Origin of the sequence: Mesorhizobium sp. M0296, assembly GCF_040321675.1 — a bacterium.
Classification (GTDB): domain Bacteria; phylum Pseudomonadota; class Alphaproteobacteria; order Rhizobiales; family Rhizobiaceae; genus Mesorhizobium.
In genome coordinates this window covers 1-16,630 of record NZ_JAMYRZ010000049.1, presented here as the reverse complement: position 1 = coordinate 16,630, position 16,630 = coordinate 1, and the positions used below count along the sequence as shown (strand labels likewise).

Genomic DNA, 16,630 nt, shown 5'->3' with positions numbered 1-16,630 from the left:
AGAGCAGAAGCTTGGACGATCACCGCGCCGACGTCGCCATCATCATGGGCAGCCAGTCCGACTGGGCGACGATGCGCCACGCCGCCGAAACGCTTGAGGCGCTTGGAATTCCGCACAAGCGCCTGATCGTCTCGGCCCACCGCACGCCCGACCGGCTCTATGACTTCGCCAAGGGCGCCAAGGCGGCCGGCTACAAGGTGATCATCGCCGGTGCCGGCGGTGCGGCGCATCTGCCCGGCATGACGGCGGCGATGACGCCGCTACCGGTGTTCGGCGTGCCGGTGGAATCGAAGACGCTGTCCGGCCAGGATTCGCTGCTTTCGATCGTGCAGATGCCGGCCGGCATTCCGGTCGGCACTTTGGCCATCGGCAAGGCCGGCGCTGCCAACGCTGCCCTTCTGGCCGCCGCGGTGCTGGCGCTGAGCGACGAAAAGCTCGCCGCCCGGCTGGATAGCTGGCGCGCCGCGCAGACCGCCAAGGTGGCCGCCGAGCCCACGGACGCGCCGTGAGCCTGCCGGCGGGATCGAGCATCGGCATCATCGGCGGCGGCCAGCTTGGCCGCATGCTGGCGATGGCCGCGGCCCGCCTCGGCTACCGCATCGTCGTGCTGGAGCCGCAGCCGGATTGCCCGGCGGCACAGGTCGCCAACCGGCAGATCGTCGCCGCCTATGACGACGCGGCCGCGCTTAGCGAGCTGGCTTCGGCCAGTGCCGTCGTTACTTATGAATTCGAGAACGTACCGGTCGCGGCCGCCGCGGCACTTGCCTCTACGGTGCCGGTCTATCCGCCGGCACGCGCACTGGAAGTGGCGCAGGACCGGCTGGCGGAAAAGAAATTCCTCAACGGCATCGGCATACCGACCGCGGATTTCAGCCCCGTCGACAATGACGAGGAACTGACGGCTGCGCTGAAACAGTTCAACGGCAGCGGCATATTGAAGACGCGCCGCATGGGCTATGACGGCAAGGGCCAGCGTGTCTTCCGCAACATGGAAACAGGCGGCTTTGCCGGCACTTGCGAGGCGATGGGCAACGTGCCGTTGATCCTGGAATCCTTCGTCACCTTCGAGCGCGAGATTTCGGTGATCGCCGCCCGCGGCATCGACGGTTCGCTCGCCGCCTACGATCCGGCCTGGAATGTCCATCGCAACGGTATTCTGCACAGCTCGACGCTGCCGGCCGGGGTGAAGTCCGAGACGGCGGCTGCGGCTCAAGCGGCGGCGGCCGAGATACTCGCGGCGCTCGACTATGTCGGTGTCATCGGCGTCGAATTCTTTGTCCTCGCCGACGGTTCGCTGCTGGCCAACGAGATCGCGCCGCGCGTCCATAATTCCGGCCACTGGACGGAGGCCGCCTGCACCATCTCGCAATTCGAACAGCATATTCGAGCCGTCGCCGGCCTGCCGCTGGGAAGTCCCGCCCGGCAGTTCGACTGCGTCATGGAAAACCTGATCGGCGACGATGTCAGGCGCGTTCCTGATCTGCTCGCCGAGCCCGATCTGATGCTGCACCTCTATGGCAAGGCCGAGGCGCGGCCCGGCCGCAAGATGGGCCATTTTACGCGCGTGAGCCGCCGCAGCTAGAGCATGATCCCGAACCGAAGGTCCGCGCTAGCGAAAAGTGGAATCCGGATTTCGGAAAAGATCATGCTCAAACACAAAGTTAGAACCTACGCTTACTGGATTTCGCCGCTCTCGTCCTCGTCGGGGCTGGCGCAGCTCACATCGCCTTCCGCGCAGGTCGAATCGGCGGTGAGCTGCTTGGTGCGATCGTCGGTCAGCCGCGTCAGGCATTCCGATATCAGCATCGGATAGATCGAGCCGCCTTCGCTGTCCGCGGCGGAATAGCTGCATTCCGCGTCGCGAAAAGCGATCCAGGCGCGCTGCGCCGTCTGCAACAGCTTCCTGGCATTTGCGTCACTTCCGCCGATGAGATCCTGGTAGGCCTTGTTGAGCTTGGCGTCGGCGGATTTGTAGTCCGCGTCGGCGCAGATGTTCATCATCTGCTGGCTGTCGTCGTTGCGGTCGCATTCCTGCGCATAGGCAACAGAACCTGCCGCGAGGACGACAAGACAGGCGGACACAAGAATTCGGCGCATGACGATCTCCAATTCGCAACCGCATCATTCCAGCCGTCTCAACCCTGCGCAACGCCGCAAGACGCCAGTGGCGGATATTTGATGATACGAAACGGTCCGTATCGTTTAGGCAACGCGCTTGCGGTTGACACGGGCAACGCTCCTCGTCTATGAGCCACGCACAGTTCAAAGGCGCGTCTGTGGGCGCGCCTTAATAATTCGGCCCGTGACCGGGCCCAGACCGACGGGCAAGACCATGAAAATCAAGAATTCGCTCAAGGCGTTGAAGGCGCGTCACCGCGACAACCAGCTGGTTCGTCGCAAGGGCCGCATCTACATCATCAACAAGACCGCGCCGCGCTACAAAGCGCGCCAAGGTTGAGTTTTCGACGGAGGCTGCGCGCCTCCGTTCGCATGATACGACTCTCACGCTAAATTCAGTTTGACGATCCGGCGCCGGGGGCTAGATTCCCGCGATGCGGATTCTTCTTGCATTTTTCACGGCTTTCCTCGTTTCCGGCGCTGTCTCGCTGCCGGCGTGGGCTGAAGATCCGACCACAACTCCGCCGACAGCACCTCCGGTCGTCAAGACGAAACAGGCGCGGCTCGATCAGCTGTTTGCCGATCTCAAGCGCGAACGCAATGAAAAGGCGGCCGAGCGCATCGCCGGACGGATCGGCAGCGAGTGGTCCCAGTCGGGCAGCGCCTCTATCGACCTGATGATGCAATGGTCGCAGAAGGCGATCGAAAACCAGAAATTCGATGTTGCACTCGATTTCCTCGATCAGGTGGTGACTTTGCAGCCGACCTATGCGGAAGGCTGGAACCGCCGCGCCACTGTTCATTTCATGATGAAGAACTACGGGAAGTCGATGGCGGACATCGACCGCACCCTGCAGCTCGAACCACGCCATTTCGGCGCGCTTTCGGGCCTGGCTCAGATCATGGCCGAAACCGGCCACAAGCAGTCGGCACTTGAGGCCTGGCAGCGCGTGCTCGGCATCTACCCGATGATGCGCAGCGCCCAGGACCAGGTCGCCGCACTTTCCGAGGAGCTTGCCGGCGAAGGCATTTGAAGCCAGTAAGGGAGTAGGGGAGTAAGGCAGTATGTGAGTGGTGTAGATTGCACTGTGGAACGCATGCTCCCTGCTCCCCTGCTCCCCTACTCCCCTACTCCCCTATAGGCCCGATCTATGCCGTTTGCCTCCGTGACGAGTTTCTCCACAAGGGCGGCGGCCGGCATCTCCCGCAGCTTCGCGACGCCCTGCCCGGCCCAAATAGGCAAGAAGTCAGCCCGCTTGCTTTCATCCTTTGCCATCGAAAGCGGCATGACCAGACTCGCCTGCAGCGGAAACGCCAACGCTGCATCTTCCTCACCAGCCATTTCCATCACAAACCGGTTGCGCACCACGCGCGCTGGGCGGCCAGTGAAGCAGCGAGTCACCGACGTGCTCTCGTCGTTGGCCGAGCGCAATGCTACGCGATAGACTGGCTGCACATTGGCTTCAGGACAGGCCAGGAAAGCCGTGCCGATCTGCACACCAGATGCACCAAGTGCAAAGCTGGCAGCGATGCCGCGACCGTCGAAGATACCGCCAGCGGCAATTACAGGCACCCGCACGGCATCAACAATCTGCGGTACGAGTGCCATAGTGCCGGCTGTGCCGATAGCAGGGTCGACAGTGAATGTGCCGCGATGCCCACCCGCCTCGTATCCCTGGGCGATAATGGCGTCCACCCCTCCTGCCTCAAGCTGGCGCGCTTCCGAGACGGTGGTGGCCGAACACAAGACAGTACAGCCGGCCGCCTTCAACTGCTGCACAATTGCGGTGTCGGGTAGATCGAAGTGGAAGCTGACCACCTTGGGGCGCAGCTCGAGCACAATTTCGAGACGCTCACGATCGAAGGTGGGGAAGGGCTCGCCCGGCTCGGGCACCGGTCCGAGGCCGACCTCCTCATACCAGCCGCGAAGGCGGTCTCGCATACTTTGGGCTGCCGCATCATCGTGTATCGGCGCCGGGTGCGCAAAGAAGTTGACGTTGATCGGACGATTGGTGGCGTGCTGTGTCGCCGTGAGCTGCTCGCGGATAGCCGCCGCAGGCAGAATGCCGCATCCGAGCGAGCCAAGCGCCCCGGCATTGCTGACTGCCGCCGCCAGTTCCGGCGTGGTGATGCCGCTCATCGGCGCCTGGATTATCGGGTGCTCAATGCCGAGGAGTTCCAGAAGATCAGTGCGCATCCACATTGGATCACCCTCCTCTTTCTCCCAGGAGAGATTACCTTAACTGACTTCCAGCTCAAGTCGGATAGGGCCTTCGAACCGCTTCACGGCCGGTCACAGGCTGATGCAAGCTGGCGGAGTTCGGCGTCTATCCTAACCCGACTGCCGTCGATGCGCCCGGCTGGCGCCGTGTTTACGACGCGCCATGCAGCCGGCCTATCCGGCAGCCGCGGCCGACATTAGCGGCCGACTTCCGATCCGACATAGGCGATGCGCAACATGTTGGTCGAACCGGGCGTCCTCAGCGGCACGCCGGCCGTGATGATGACGCGGTCGCCCGGCTTGCCGAAACCTTCATCGAAGGCGATGCGGCAGGCGCGGTCGACCATGTCGTCGAGGTCGATGGCGTCGGGGGAAACGACGCAATGCGTGCCCCACAACAGCGACAGCCGCCGCGCCGTGTTGAGGATCGGCGACAGCGCCACGATCGGCACTTGCGGCCGCTCGCGCGCGGCGCGCAAGCCGGTCGTGCCGGACGCGGTATAGGTGATGATCGCCGACAGCTTCAGCGTCTCGGCTATTTCGCGGGCGGCGAGCGAGATCGCGTCGGCCCCGGTCGCTTCCGGTTCCGAGCGCTGCGCGTTGATGATGCCGGCATAGGTCGGGTCGGTTTCGACCTTGGTGGCGATCCGGTTCATCATCGCCACCGCCTCGACCGGATAGGCGCCGGCGGCGGACTCCGCCGAAAGCATGATCGCGTCGGCGCCTTCAAACACGGCGATCGACACGTCCGACACCTCGGCCCGCGTCGGCACCGGCGCGGTGATCATCGATTCCAGCATCTGCGTGGCGACCACCACCGGCTTGCCGGCACGGCGCGCGGCGCGGGTGATCTGCTTCTGAATGCCAGGCACGGCTTCGAGAGGCATCTCGACGCCGAGATCGCCGCGGGCGACCATCAGCGCATCCGAAAGCTCGATGATCTCGGCCAGCCGGGCGACGGCCTGCGGCTTTTCGATCTTGGCCATGATCAGCGCCCGGCCGCGTGCGATCTTGCGCGCTTCGGCCAGGTCCTCGGGCCGCTGCACGAAGGACAGCGCCACCCAGTCGACGCCGGTCGCCAGAACCGCGTCGAGATCCCGGCGGTCCTTTTCCGTCAGCGCGCCGACCGGCAGGTCGGTGTCGGGCAGGCTGACGCCCTTCTTGTCGGAAATGGTGGTGCCGGCGACGACGGTGCAGACGATCGCCTTGCCGTTGCTGCTGACCGCCTTGAGCTCGAGCTTGCCGTCGTCGATCAGCAGGCGATGACCAGCCTCGACCGAACGCAGGATTTCGGGATGCGGCAGGTAGACCCTCGTCGAATTGCCGGGCTCGGGATTGTCGTCGAGCGTGAAGGTCTGACCGACGGTCAGCACCTCTTTGCCGTTGGCGAACTTGCCGACGCGCAGCTTTGGCCCTTGCAGGTCGGCGAGAACGCCGATCGGCCGGCCGACCGCCTCCTCGACGGCACGAATGCGGCCGACAAGCGTACGCATCAATTCATGGTCGGTGTGGCTCATATTGATGCGGAACACGTCGGCGCCGGCTTCGAACAGCTTCTTCAGCATCTCCTCGGACGAGGAGGCCGGACCGATGGTGGCGAGGATCTTGACCTTGCGGCTGCGTCTCATTGACTGTTTGTTCCCGGGGCGGCTGGAGCGCCATCCGTTGCGGGCTCGTCAGTCAGCTGGACCATCCAGCTTGCCTGCTCGCCCGTGTCATATTCCTGGAATCCGGCGCGCTGAAAGCCCCGGGCGACGCAATCGGTAACGCCGGCGATCTTGAACTCTTTTTCGGCCACGCACATGTTGATCGGGCCATCCCAGCGTCCGCCGCGCTCGGCGTCTTCTGCATAAAGATAGTAAAACCTTGATGACAACGGTCCCTCGATCAGCGTCTTGCAGCTCGATCCTTCGATGTGCCACCAGCCTTCGGTGATCCAGCCGGCTTTGGCGCGATAGCCGATGCCGACACCGACCAGGTTCTGCGTGGCGTTGCAGACCCGGAAATCGGCCCGTGCCGGCGAGGCCGAAATCACCGCGAAAAGACCCATGGCCGGTACCAGGAGCGGCATGGCCGAGGCGTGGCGCACACGCAGCCTGCCGGCGAAACCCATCCTGAAACCCCTCAAGAACCACATTTGCATCTCTCAACGCCCCTTTTCGGAAAAGTCCGTACGCATGTCAACGCGCCGATCTGTCCAATTCCAATCGATTTAGAAGGCTCTGGCGCGCTTGCGGTCGCCCCTGCTCAGTTTTTTGGCAGAAACCGTGGCCAAACAACGGCATTGCGCAAGCGGTCTCTTCGTGGAATGACGATACCACCCTCCCCGAAAGCCAGCGAACAGACCTTTCCCGCCAATGACCCGATCCACAGTTTTCGCGCCTTTCGATATCGTCGAAGGCGATCGCAAGCGCGGCTTGGTGCTTCTCGCCGATCACGCCCGCCGCGACCTGCCGGAGGAGTATGGCAGTCTCGGCCTGCCGGCGGCGGAGTTCGACCGCCACATCGCCTACGACATCGGCGTCGAGACTGTAACCCGCGAACTCGCAAGTCTGCTCGGCGTTCCGGCGGTGCTTGCCAATTTTTCGCGACTGCTGATCAACCCCAATCGCGGCGAGGACGATCCAACGCTGATTCGCCAGCTCTATGACGGAACCGTCATCCCGGGAAATTACCCCATCGCGCCGGAGGAGCGCGAAAGGCGGCTGGACCGCTTTTACCGCCCCTATCATGATGCCGTCAGCGCCATGATCGCCTCTGTGGCGCGAGCATCCGCGCAGGCACCCTTCATCTTTTCGGTGCATTCCTTCACACCGACCATGCAGGGATTCGTGCGGCCGTGGCACGCCGGCATATTGTGGGACCTGGACGACCGCGTTGCGCGGCCGCTGATCGACATGCTCGCCGAGGACAAGAGCCTCATCGTCGGCGACAACGAACCCTATGACGGCGCACTGCGCGGCGATACCATGTTCAGGCACGCCATCGTCAACGGCTTTGCCCATGCGCTGCTCGAGGTCCGCCAGGACCTGATCGCCGACCGCAAGGGTGCCCTCGCCTGGGCCGAACGGCTGGCGCCGATCGTTGACGCGATAGATCGACGTGCCGATATACATGCGGTGAAAATATTCGGCTCTCGCACCGGGCCGGTATGATGAGGCCCAAGGGAGGCCAACATGACATGACCGAACTCAGCGACGAACAAAAGCGCGATTTCGAAGCCGCTGCCTTCCGCCGGCTGGTCGCGCATCTGCGCGAGCGTTCCGACGTACAGAACATCGACCTGATGAACCTCGCCGGCTTCTGCCGCAACTGCCTGTCCAACTGGTACCGCGATGCGGCGAAAGCCGAAGGTGTCGAACTCAGCAAGGACCGGTCGCGCGAGATCATCTACGGCATGCCCTATGCCGAGTGGCAGGCACGGAACCAGATCGAGGCCTCCGACGCCAAGAAGGCCGAGTTCGAGGCAAGACGCCCTAGGGATCACTAGGGGGACGCCGTGCCTAAGATTGACGTTGCCGACGTGCCCGGACGCAAGGGCTCATCCTATCCACCGCCGTTCGATGCACCCTGTGCCGAACGCGTGCGGCAGCGGCTAGGCAACGCAGGCGGGCTCACCGACTTCGGCATCAATCTCATGCGCCTGCCGCCGGGCAACTGGTCGAGCCAGCGCCACTGGCATTCGCACGAAGACGAATTCGTCTACGTGCTTGAAGGCGAGCTGACGCTCGTCGAAGATGCCGGCGAGACGGTGCTGCGCGCCGGTGATTGCGCGGCCTTTCCGAAAGGATCAGGCAACGGCCATCACATGATCAATAAATCGGGCGCGATGGCGATCTATCTCGAAGTCGGTTCGCGCTGGCCCGACGACGTCGCCACCTGCTCCGACATCGACATGATGAGCACCAACGCTGACGGCCGGTTTGTGCACAAGGATGGCGCGCCTTATCCCGAGCCGTAGGGATTTCGGAGTGGACCGCCGAGATGGTTGGCCGACGCGAGAGGACGTAGCGTCTGGTCCAAGCACTTTCGGCGAAGAGCGCTTGACTGTGAATTGAATCGATCTAATTTGCCGCGCAACGCCATTTCCGGACCGGATTCTACCCGATGGACGCGCAGAAAATCACGCAGATCGCGATTCGTGGACGCTGGGCAGTGGCCGGCATCTTCCTCGCCAACGGCTTCTTGACCGGCAGTTGGGCGCCGCAGATCCCGGTGTTCCTGACGCGACTCGACATTTCGAAGTTCACGCTCGGCTTGCTGATTCTGTTGTTCGGTGCCGGCGCCGTCACCGCCATGACCTGGTGCGGCCATCTGATCTCGAAGCATGGCTCGCGCACGGTGCTGCGCTGGTTCGGACTTGCCGGCAGCTTCGGCCTTTTGGTTGTGGCTCTGGCCCCCAACGTGCCCCTTGCGGCCGTCGCCATGTTCATCTTCGGCGGTTCGATCGGCGGAATGGACGTCGCCATGAATGCCAATGCAGTGGCAGTCGAACGGCGGCTGTCCCGTGCCATCATGTCGTCCTCGCACGGCTTCTGGAGCCTTGGCGGTTTCGCTGGCGGCGCTTTGGGCGGTTTCGCCATCCAGAACTACGGTCACCTCGCCCATGCGACAGTGGTGACGGCTCTTGCCTTTGCCGTAATCGCCGTAGCGGTCCGCTACCTGATCGCCGAGGACAAGCACCCGGTCGCCGAGCACCACAAATTCGCGCTGCCGGCAAACCCGCTGGTCTATCTGGTTGGGCTGATGGCGCTGCTGACTATGATCTCCGAAGGTGCGGTACTCGACTGGGCGGCGCTGTATCTCAGGCAGGAGCTCGGCGCCGATCTTGCCATCGCAGGCCTGGCCTATGCCGCCTTTTCCGGAGTCATGGCCATCATGCGCTTTCTCGGCGATGGCGTCCGCAACCGTTTCGGTGCCGTTACGACGTTGCGCGCCTCGGCCCTTGCCGCTGCTGCCGGCATGCTGGTGGCCGGGCTGGCTCCCTCGCCTTGGCTGGCCATTGCCGCCTTTGCCTTTTGCGGCCTCGGCATTGCCAACATGGTGCCGATCATCTTTTCGGCCGCCGGCAACCAGGAGGGCATGGCATCCGGCACCGGCATGAGCGTCGTCACCACAATGGGTTACTCAGGCATTCTGGTGGCGCCGTCGGCGATCGGCTTCATCGCCGAGCACTCGAGCTTCGGCCCGATCTTCGTCGCTCTGTCCGGGCTGCTGGTCGTCGTGCTGTTGATGGCCGGCCTCGCTCACCGCGCCGAATTCGCTGCCGAGCCCGCACCGGCCGAATAGCGCTTGAACTCTTCGTAGAGGAAATCCGCGACGCGGCGGATGCGCACGCTGGTGCGCACGTCGCGATGCATGGCCAGCCACACCGGCAGCGTCGGCAGCGGGAGACCCGGCAGCACTGTCTCGACCAGCGGATCACGGTCGGCGAGCGGCTCCTGGCCAAAGCCGATGCCGTTTCCCGCCCGCACCGCTTCCCACAGCACGATCTGATTATCGGTCCTGAAGCGGAAGGCATTGCGGGCGAGCGGGACGCCGAACTGGGCGAAGCCGCGAATGATCTCATCGCTGCGGTCGAAGCCGACCAGATCATGGCCGGCAAGATCGCGGGCCTCGCGCGGACGGCCACGCCGGTCGAGGTAGGATTTTGCCGCGCAGGCGCGGAGCGGAATGTCGGTCACCTTGCGCGCGACCAGTTCATTCTGCGCCGGCTTGACCATGCGGATGGCGATATCGGCGTCGCGACGCAGCAGATTCTCGACCTGGTTCGAGGCGACGATCTCGACTTCGATGCCCGGCTCCTCGAACCCAAGCCTCGCTGTGATTTCCGGCAGCACATAGGCCGCCACCACTTCGCTGGCGGCAATGCGCACCGTACCCTCTATCGCCTCGACCGATCCCAGCGCCAGCAGCGAAAAGGCGCTCGCCTGCTCGCTCACCGCGCGGCCCCGTTCAAAGAGCGTGCTGCCCGCTTCCGTGAGCGCATAGCCACGCCGCCCGCGCCGGAACAGGGTGACGCCGAGCGCCTGTTCCAGCTCGGCGATGTGGCGGCCGAGCGTCGGCTGGCTTGCGGCAAGTTTTCGTGCGGCCGCCGACAGGCTGCCGGTCTCCGCCACGGTGACGAAACTCTTGATCAGGTTCCAGTCAATATCCATTCAAAATTGAATATCATATCGCCAATCGTAGTCAATTTTCATTCGTTTGCGAAGAGACAATATTGGCGTCGTAACGCAACACGGAGACGAACAATGACCACGATCGCAATTCTCGGCGCCAATGGCCGCCTCGGCCGCACGGTCGCCAAGGCCTTCATCGATGCCGGCTACGACGTCCGCGCTGTCACCCGCAGCGGCAAGGTGCCGGCCGAGCTCAAAGGCGCTACGGCGATCGCCGGCGACGCGCTCGACCGTGCTGCGCTGATCCGCGCGACCGAAAGCGTCGATATCATTTTCAACGGCCTCAACCCGCTCTACACCGACTGGAGCAAATGCCTGCCGATGGCCGAGAATGTGATGGCTGCCTGCCGGGCGAACGGCGCGCTGCATCTCTTCCCGGGCACCGTCTACAATTACGGCTCGCAAATGCCGGCGGTGATCGCCGAAGACACGCCGTTTCGCCCGACGACGGAAAAGGGCCGTATCCGCGTCGCCATGGAGGACCTGTTTCGCCGCGAGGCTGATGCAGGTCGAGTGCGCACGATCCTGCTGCGCGCTGGTGATTTCTTCGGCGGCACCGGCAGCGGATCGTGGTTCGATCTGGTTGTTGCCGCCAAGATGACCAAGGGCGTCTATACCGCCCCAGGGCCGGTCGATCTCGTGCATGAATGGGCCTATTTACCCGACCTGGCCAAGACCTTCGTCGGGCTGGCTGACAATCTCGACAAGCTCGGCTTCTACGAGGCGCTGAACTTTCCTGGCCATGCGGTGACCGACCTGCAGCTCAAGGCGGCCGCGGAGAAGGCGCTCGGGCGCTCGCTGAAACTGACGTCGATGCCGTGGTGGGTGCTGCGCGCCGGCAGCCCGTTCGTGGCGATGTGGCGCGAGATCGTTTCGATGTCCTATCTCCGCTTCGAGCCGCACCGGCTGGTTTCAGGCAGGCTGGAAAGCGTTATCGGTACGATCCCGCACACGCCGCTGGAAAATGCAGTGTCGGAAGCGCTTGAGGATATCGGCATCGCCACGATCAAGACGACGCAAAAAGCTGCCCAACAAGGAACTTAAAAAAGGCGGATGGCCTGATGGTCATCCGCCGCTGTTCGGGAGGAAGGTTGCGCTCAGATCCGGCCCATCAACAGCAGCACCAGGACAACGATCAGGATGACGCCGACGATGCCGGATGGTCCGTAACCCCAGGACCGGGAATGCGGCCATGCCGGAACCGCGCCGATCAGAATAAGAATAAGGATAATGATGAGAATGGTGCTGATCGTCATCTGAAAATCCTCGCTTTGAGGTTGCAATGACGGAACAATGCAGAAGGCCGCCCATTGTTCCCGGGCGGCCTTTGCTTGATCAGGACGGCGATCCGGACTCTATTCGGCGGCCTTCGGGAAGGCGATCGCCGGTTCGGCACCCAGATCGGCGTCCAGGCCTTTCGACGGGATTTCGGCCTTTCGACGCCCCAACAGGCGACTGAACCAGCCACGACGCGCACCGGGTTTGACCTTGGCGCGAGTGAACACCATCAGCATCGACGGCGTCACCACCAGCGTCAGCACGGTGGCGAAGGACAGCCCGAAGACGATCGCCGAAGACAGCGAAATCCACCATTGCGTCGACGGCGCGTTGATCGTCGTCTCGTGATGGAAGATTTCGAGGCCGAGGCCGAAAGCAATCGGCAGCACGCCGAGGATCGCCGACACCGCCGTCAGCACCACCGGACGGGCACGTTCGCGGCAGGTCTGTAGAACGGCTTCGTATTTGTCCCAGCCCTCTTCGCGCAACCGGTCATAGGTGTCGATCAGCACGATGTTGTTGTTCACCACCACACCGGCCAGCGCGATGACACCGATGCCCGACATGACGATGCCGAATGCCTCTCCCGTCAGCAGCAGCCCGAGGAACACGCCGATCGTCGCCATGACCACGCAGGACAGCACCAGCCAGACGCTGGTGAACTTGTTGAACTGCGCCAGAAGCACGATGAAGATCAGGAAGATCGCCGCACCGAAGGCTTTGCTGAGGAAGGCGCCGGCCTCCGCGCTGTCCTCATTCGAGCCGGCAAGCTTCCAGCGAATGCCGCTGCCGAGGTTCATGTCGGCGACAGCTTTGGTGACCTCCTGCTGGACGGCTGCCACCTGGGCGCCGGCAGCGACGTTGGCCTGGACGACGACCGTTCGCGCGCCGTCGATGCGGTTGAGGATACCGACCGTCGGCTCCGGCTTGCGCACGACGAAGTTCGAGATCGGCACCGAGCCTTGCGCGGTCTGCACCCGCAGTTCGTCGAGCGTCGACAGCGTGCGCCGATCCTCGGGCAGGCGCAGCCTGATGTCGACTGCATCGTCGGCGCCAGCGGGCCGGTATTCGCTGAGCTTCAGCCCGTTGGTCACCAGTTGCACGACCGTCCCGACCGCGGTTGGGCTGATGCCGTACTGGGCCGCCTTGGCGCGATCGACCTCGAGCGCCCAGTCGACGCCGGGCGGCGCCAGGCCGTCGGAAATATCGATGACGCCGGGCACCTTGGCTATGCGCGCGGCGACGGCGCGGGCCTTGTCGTCAAGGCCCTTCGGATCGACGGCCGAAAGCCTGATCTGGATCGGCTTGCCGGTAGGCGGGCCGGCTTCCGGCACGCGAACCTCGACGTCGACACCGGGAATGCCGGCCATCACGCCGCGCAGTTCGTCCAGGATTGAGTTCGCCGATTTACGCTCGCGCCAGTCGACGAATTCGTACTGGATCACGCCAACCACGTCTTCCGGAACATCCTGGCCGCCGCCCTGCGTCTTGCCGACACGGGTATAGACAGACTTCACGCCCGGCCAACCGAGCAGCCGATTTTCCGCGGTCTTGGTGGCCGCGTCCATTTCGGCAAGCGAAAGATTGCCGCGGGCGTGGACATAGAGCAGGCCGTAGTCAGGCTCGACATTCGGGAAGAATTCGACGCCGGCGCCGAATTTCGAATAGGCGTAGCCGACGCCGAACAACAGCGCCACAGTGAGGACAAGCACGGTGATGGGATAATGCACCGCCTGCTTGACCACGGCCATGTACCAGCCGTCGCGATTGTCGTCGGGGTGATGGGCCGGCGCCTTGGCAAATATCGCGCCCAGCGTCGGCGCGAAGACCAGCGCATAGAGCATCGAGGCCGAGAGCGTCACGATCAGCGTGATCGGCATGTATTTCATGAAGTCGCCGATAATGCCCGGCCAGAACAACAGCGGCGAGAAGGCGGCAATGCGCGTCATCGTCGCCGCGATGACCGGGCCGGCCATGCGCTTGGCGGCAAGCGCGAACGCTTGCTCCTTCGGCATGCCCTCGCTCATGCGGCGCTCGGCGAATTCGGTGACGATGATGGCGTCGTCGACCAGCATGCCGACCGCCAGGATGAGGCTGAACAGCACGATCATGTTGATCGTGTAGCCCATCATTGCCAGCAACAGGATGCCGATCAGGAAGGATGAGGGGATGGCCAATCCGATCAGCAGCGAGGCACGGCCAGACAGCGCGTAGAGAATGACGATGAACACCAGGATCACGGCGATCATCACGTGGTTCTGCAGGTCGCCGAGCAACTGGTTCACGAAGACGGACTTGTCTTGCGTGTAGGTGACGTGCATGCCCTCCGGCATCGTCTTGATGAAGGCGTCGGACACCTCCCTGACCTTGGCAAGGGTATCGATCAGGTTGGAGCCGATGCGCTTCTTCACCTCGATGGCGATCGCCGGCTTGCCGTCGAGGCGAGTGACCGTCTCGGCGTCCTTGAAGGTCGAGCGGATGGTTGCGATATCCTTGGCCTGCACCACCGCATTGGGGCCGGCGACGACCGGCAGCGCCGCCACATCCTCTGGCGTCTCGATAAGCGAGGGCACCTTGACCGCGTATTTGCCCTCGGATCCTTCGATGTTGCCGGCGGCGACAAGACTGTTGGAAGCGCCGACCGCACCGATCAACTGGTCGAGCTGCAGCCCGTAAGAAGACAGCTTCATCGGATCGATGACCACTTCGACGAGGTCGTCGCGCGCACCCTGCAGCGAGCCCTCGAGCACGCCAGGCACTTCCTCGATGCGGTCGCGCAGCTCGCGCGCCGCCGCCGTCAGCACACGCTCGGGCACCTCGCCCGACAGCGTCACGACCAGGACGGGAAACTCGGAGATGTTGACCTCGGTAATAACCGGCTCCTCTGCCGCTTGGGGCAGGTCAGCCTTCGCGTCCTGAACCTTCGAGCGTGTATCAGTCACCGCGGTGTCGACTTTTATCGACGGCAGAAACTCAAGAAAGACAAACGCGCCGCCCTGATAGGCGGATGATTTCATCTCCTTTAGCCCCTTCAGACTCTTGAGCTTTGTCTCCAGAGGCCTAAGCAGAAGCCTTTCAGCGTCTTCGGGCGCAATGCCTTGATAGGCGACATTTATGTAAACATAAGGGGTAGGAACGTCGGGTTCCGCTTCCTTCGGCGTCGACTGGTAGGCGACCGCACCGGCCAGGATGAGAAAGACCAGGACCGAAATGGTCAGCCGGGCATTGCTGATTGCAAGTTTGACGATGTCCATGATTACTGCGTCCCGGCCGTCGCTTCGCCCAACAGCTTTTGAATGGTCGCCTGGTCGGCTTCGACCGGCTTGATCACTTCGCCTTCCTTCACCAGCTCCTGGCCGGCGACGATGATGCGGGCGTCGGCCGGAATGCCGCCGAGCACCAGGCCGGTCGGCGTGTCGTCGACCAGGTCGATCGGGAAGAACACGACCTTGTCGTCCTTGTCGACGGCGCGGATGCCGAGGTCGCCCTTGTCGCCGAGCGTCACCACCGATCGCGGCAGCATCACGGCGTCGGTCGGCTGGGCGCTGAGCGCGATTTCTGCCGTCATGCCGGCCGGTACGGAACCATCGGCATTGGGGATAGCGACTTCGACGCGGAACGTACGGGTTGCCGAAGATGCATCCCGGCTGATGTAGCGCACCGTACCCTTGACGGTCTGGCCACTGACCAGGCGCACATTGGCTTCGTCACCGATCTTCAGATAGCCAAGATCGCGTTCGCTGACTTCGCCGCGGGCGATCACCGGATCGAGCTTGAGAATGGTCGCCACCTCGCCGCCCTGCATGACGGAACTGCCAAGCTCCACCGGCACCCGGTCGATGACGCCGTCGAAGGGCGCCTTCACCTCGTTGCGGTCGAGCTCGGCTTGCGCTGCGTCCAGTTGCGACTTGGCCAGCGTCAGGTTGGAACGGGCCGTATCGAGCTGCAGCTTGGGCAGATTGCCGGTTTTCATCAGCCGCAGGGCAGCTGCCAGCTCGGCCTCACGTTGCACGACAAGCTGCTTGGCATTGTCGACCGCCGAGATCTTTTCCTCGGCGGCAAGCATCAGGATGAGGTCGCCGGTCTTGACGTGCTGGCCCTGCTTGACCGGCAGTTTGTCGATGACGCCGGCGACGCGTGTTGCCAGGACGGCGCGCTTATCGGCTTCGGTCAGTCCGGAAATGCGGATAGCGCGTGCATAGGTGCGCCGCGGCGGGGTTATGACCGCGACCGTGCGCAACGGCGCCTTGGGCTGTTCCGCCTCGGCAGTCCCCGGCTTGGCAGTCCCCTGTTTGCCAGTTTGGGGCTTGCCTGCATCGGCTGCCTTGGGCTGCTCGACCTCTCCTGCCTTGGGCTTGTTGTCGGCGGACGCGCTGCCGACGGACGAGAACTCGCCTGTCGCCATCCAGCCGGCGAACCCGATGAGCACAACAATGGCTGCAAGCTTGTGAAACCTGAATTTCGGCATCGTCATTTTTTCCAGTGCGCGGGGTTCGGCCAGGCCGCATCTTCTACTTGGGGCGCGTCGCCGATATGGGTGCGCGCGAGGCCGTATTCAAATTGCCGTGATCGGCGAAGCGCGCTTCTACCTCAAAGTTGCATCGCAATATAGTCAGAAAAGTTGATGGGTTGTTGCTTTGTCCGCAAAGATGCGGCTGCAGCATCGGCTGTTGATCGCCAAAACAGCAGTATGGCAGCAAGTGTCAGGATGATTGGACAGATTGCGAATGCCATCTGCTTGCGAAGCAGCTAGAGCGGTTCCTGATTTGACGGAATCGAAGGGGATTCCGGATCAGTCGGTTTTGTGATTCAAGATGCTGGCTGGAGTGGAGGC

General features: G+C 63.2%; 17 protein-coding genes. 9 read left to right on the top strand and 8 right to left on the bottom strand.

The features are described 5' to 3' along the window. Positions 1-11 precede the first annotated feature (11 nt). Positions 12-509, top strand: coding sequence for a 5-(carboxyamino)imidazole ribonucleotide mutase (gene purE, locus NKI97_RS30755; protein WP_023678468.1), 498 nt, complete (start codon positions 12-14; stop codon positions 507-509). Continuing rightward, positions 506-1,582, top strand: coding sequence for a 5-(carboxyamino)imidazole ribonucleotide synthase (locus NKI97_RS30750; protein WP_352452491.1), 1,077 nt, complete (start codon positions 506-508; stop codon positions 1,580-1,582). Before purE ends, NKI97_RS30750 begins: the two co-directional genes overlap by 4 nt. Positions 1,583-1,674: 92 nt before the next feature. Here the strand turns inward: NKI97_RS30750 and NKI97_RS30745 are convergent, their stop codons facing one another. Continuing rightward, the gene (locus NKI97_RS30745; RefSeq protein ID WP_352452492.1) at positions 1,675-2,097 is read right to left on the bottom strand and encodes a lysozyme inhibitor LprI family protein; all 423 of its coding nucleotides are present in this window, start codon (positions 2,095-2,097) and stop codon (positions 1,675-1,677) included. A 235-nt stretch (positions 2,098-2,332) separates the two neighbouring features. On the opposite strand from NKI97_RS30745, the gene ykgO reads away from it, so the two are divergent. Next, positions 2,333-2,458: a type B 50S ribosomal protein L36 gene (gene ykgO, locus NKI97_RS30740; RefSeq protein ID WP_006203764.1), complete on the top strand. Its 126-nt coding sequence runs from the start codon at positions 2,333-2,335 to the stop codon at positions 2,456-2,458. Between the two features lie 94 nt (positions 2,459-2,552). Next, complete coding sequence (locus NKI97_RS30735; protein ID WP_352452493.1) at positions 2,553-3,152, top strand: tetratricopeptide repeat protein; 600 nt, start codon at positions 2,553-2,555, stop codon at positions 3,150-3,152. A gap of 86 nt (positions 3,153-3,238) precedes the next feature. Here the strand turns inward: NKI97_RS30735 and NKI97_RS30730 are convergent, their stop codons facing one another. The 3 genes from NKI97_RS30730 to NKI97_RS30720 form a co-directional block, all read right to left on the bottom strand. Next, on the bottom strand, positions 3,239-4,321 hold the full coding sequence (locus NKI97_RS30730) for an NAD(P)H-dependent flavin oxidoreductase (RefSeq protein WP_352452494.1): 1,083 nt from the start codon (positions 4,319-4,321) through the stop codon (positions 3,239-3,241). A gap of 215 nt (positions 4,322-4,536) precedes the next feature. Beyond that, on the bottom strand, positions 4,537-5,967 hold the full coding sequence (gene pyk, locus NKI97_RS30725) for a pyruvate kinase (protein ID WP_352452495.1): 1,431 nt from the start codon (positions 5,965-5,967) through the stop codon (positions 4,537-4,539). Then, complete coding sequence (locus NKI97_RS30720; protein ID WP_502894514.1) at positions 5,964-6,410, bottom strand: DUF1036 domain-containing protein; 447 nt, start codon at positions 6,408-6,410, stop codon at positions 5,964-5,966. Before NKI97_RS30720 ends, pyk begins: the two co-directional genes overlap by 4 nt. A gap of 286 nt (positions 6,411-6,696) precedes the next feature. Between NKI97_RS30720 and NKI97_RS30715 the strand changes: the two genes are divergently transcribed. The 4 genes from NKI97_RS30715 (at position 6,697) to NKI97_RS30700 (ending at position 9,628) form a co-directional block, all read left to right on the top strand. Then, a complete protein-coding gene (locus NKI97_RS30715; protein ID WP_352838117.1) occupies positions 6,697-7,494 on the top strand; it encodes an N-formylglutamate amidohydrolase in 798 nt (265 codons plus the stop codon). Positions 7,495-7,520: 26 nt separating this feature from the next. After that, positions 7,521-7,829 carry a DUF1244 domain-containing protein gene (locus NKI97_RS30710; protein WP_352452497.1) on the top strand — a complete coding sequence of 103 codons (309 nt, stop codon included), beginning with the start codon at positions 7,521-7,523 and terminating at the stop codon, positions 7,827-7,829. A gap of 9 nt (positions 7,830-7,838) precedes the next feature. Then, positions 7,839-8,300 (top strand): cupin domain-containing protein, encoded by a 462-nt coding sequence (locus tag NKI97_RS30705; protein WP_352452498.1) that lies wholly within the window; start codon positions 7,839-7,841, stop codon positions 8,298-8,300. Positions 8,301-8,446: 146 nt separating this feature from the next. Further along, the gene (locus NKI97_RS30700) at positions 8,447-9,628 is read left to right on the top strand and encodes an MFS transporter (RefSeq protein WP_352745985.1); all 1,182 of its coding nucleotides are present in this window, start codon (positions 8,447-8,449) and stop codon (positions 9,626-9,628) included. Here NKI97_RS30700 and NKI97_RS30695 read toward each other — a convergent pair. Continuing rightward, entirely contained in the window at positions 9,586-10,497 is a 912-nt protein-coding gene (locus NKI97_RS30695) for a LysR family transcriptional regulator (protein WP_352745982.1), read from the bottom strand. The two genes, NKI97_RS30700 and NKI97_RS30695, sit on opposite strands and share 43 nt — an antisense overlap. A gap of 93 nt (positions 10,498-10,590) precedes the next feature. Between NKI97_RS30695 and NKI97_RS30690 the strand changes: the two genes are divergently transcribed. Beyond that, positions 10,591-11,562, top strand: coding sequence for an SDR family oxidoreductase (locus NKI97_RS30690; protein ID WP_352745979.1), 972 nt, complete (start codon positions 10,591-10,593; stop codon positions 11,560-11,562). 53 nt (positions 11,563-11,615) lie between these two features. Here NKI97_RS30690 and NKI97_RS30685 read toward each other — a convergent pair whose 3' ends face one another. The 3 genes from NKI97_RS30685 to NKI97_RS30675 form a co-directional block, all read right to left on the bottom strand. Beyond that, positions 11,616-11,774 carry a DUF3309 family protein gene (locus tag NKI97_RS30685; protein ID WP_023678456.1) on the bottom strand — a complete coding sequence of 53 codons (159 nt, stop codon included), beginning with the start codon at positions 11,772-11,774 and terminating at the stop codon, positions 11,616-11,618. A gap of 99 nt (positions 11,775-11,873) precedes the next feature. After that, on the bottom strand, positions 11,874-15,050 hold the full coding sequence (locus NKI97_RS30680; RefSeq protein WP_352745976.1) for an efflux RND transporter permease subunit: 3,177 nt from the start codon (positions 15,048-15,050) through the stop codon (positions 11,874-11,876). Positions 15,051-15,052: 2 nt separating this feature from the next. After that, positions 15,053-16,264: an efflux RND transporter periplasmic adaptor subunit gene (locus NKI97_RS30675; protein ID WP_352838114.1), complete on the bottom strand. Its 1,212-nt coding sequence runs from the start codon at positions 16,262-16,264 to the stop codon at positions 15,053-15,055. Positions 16,265-16,630 lie beyond the last annotated feature (366 nt).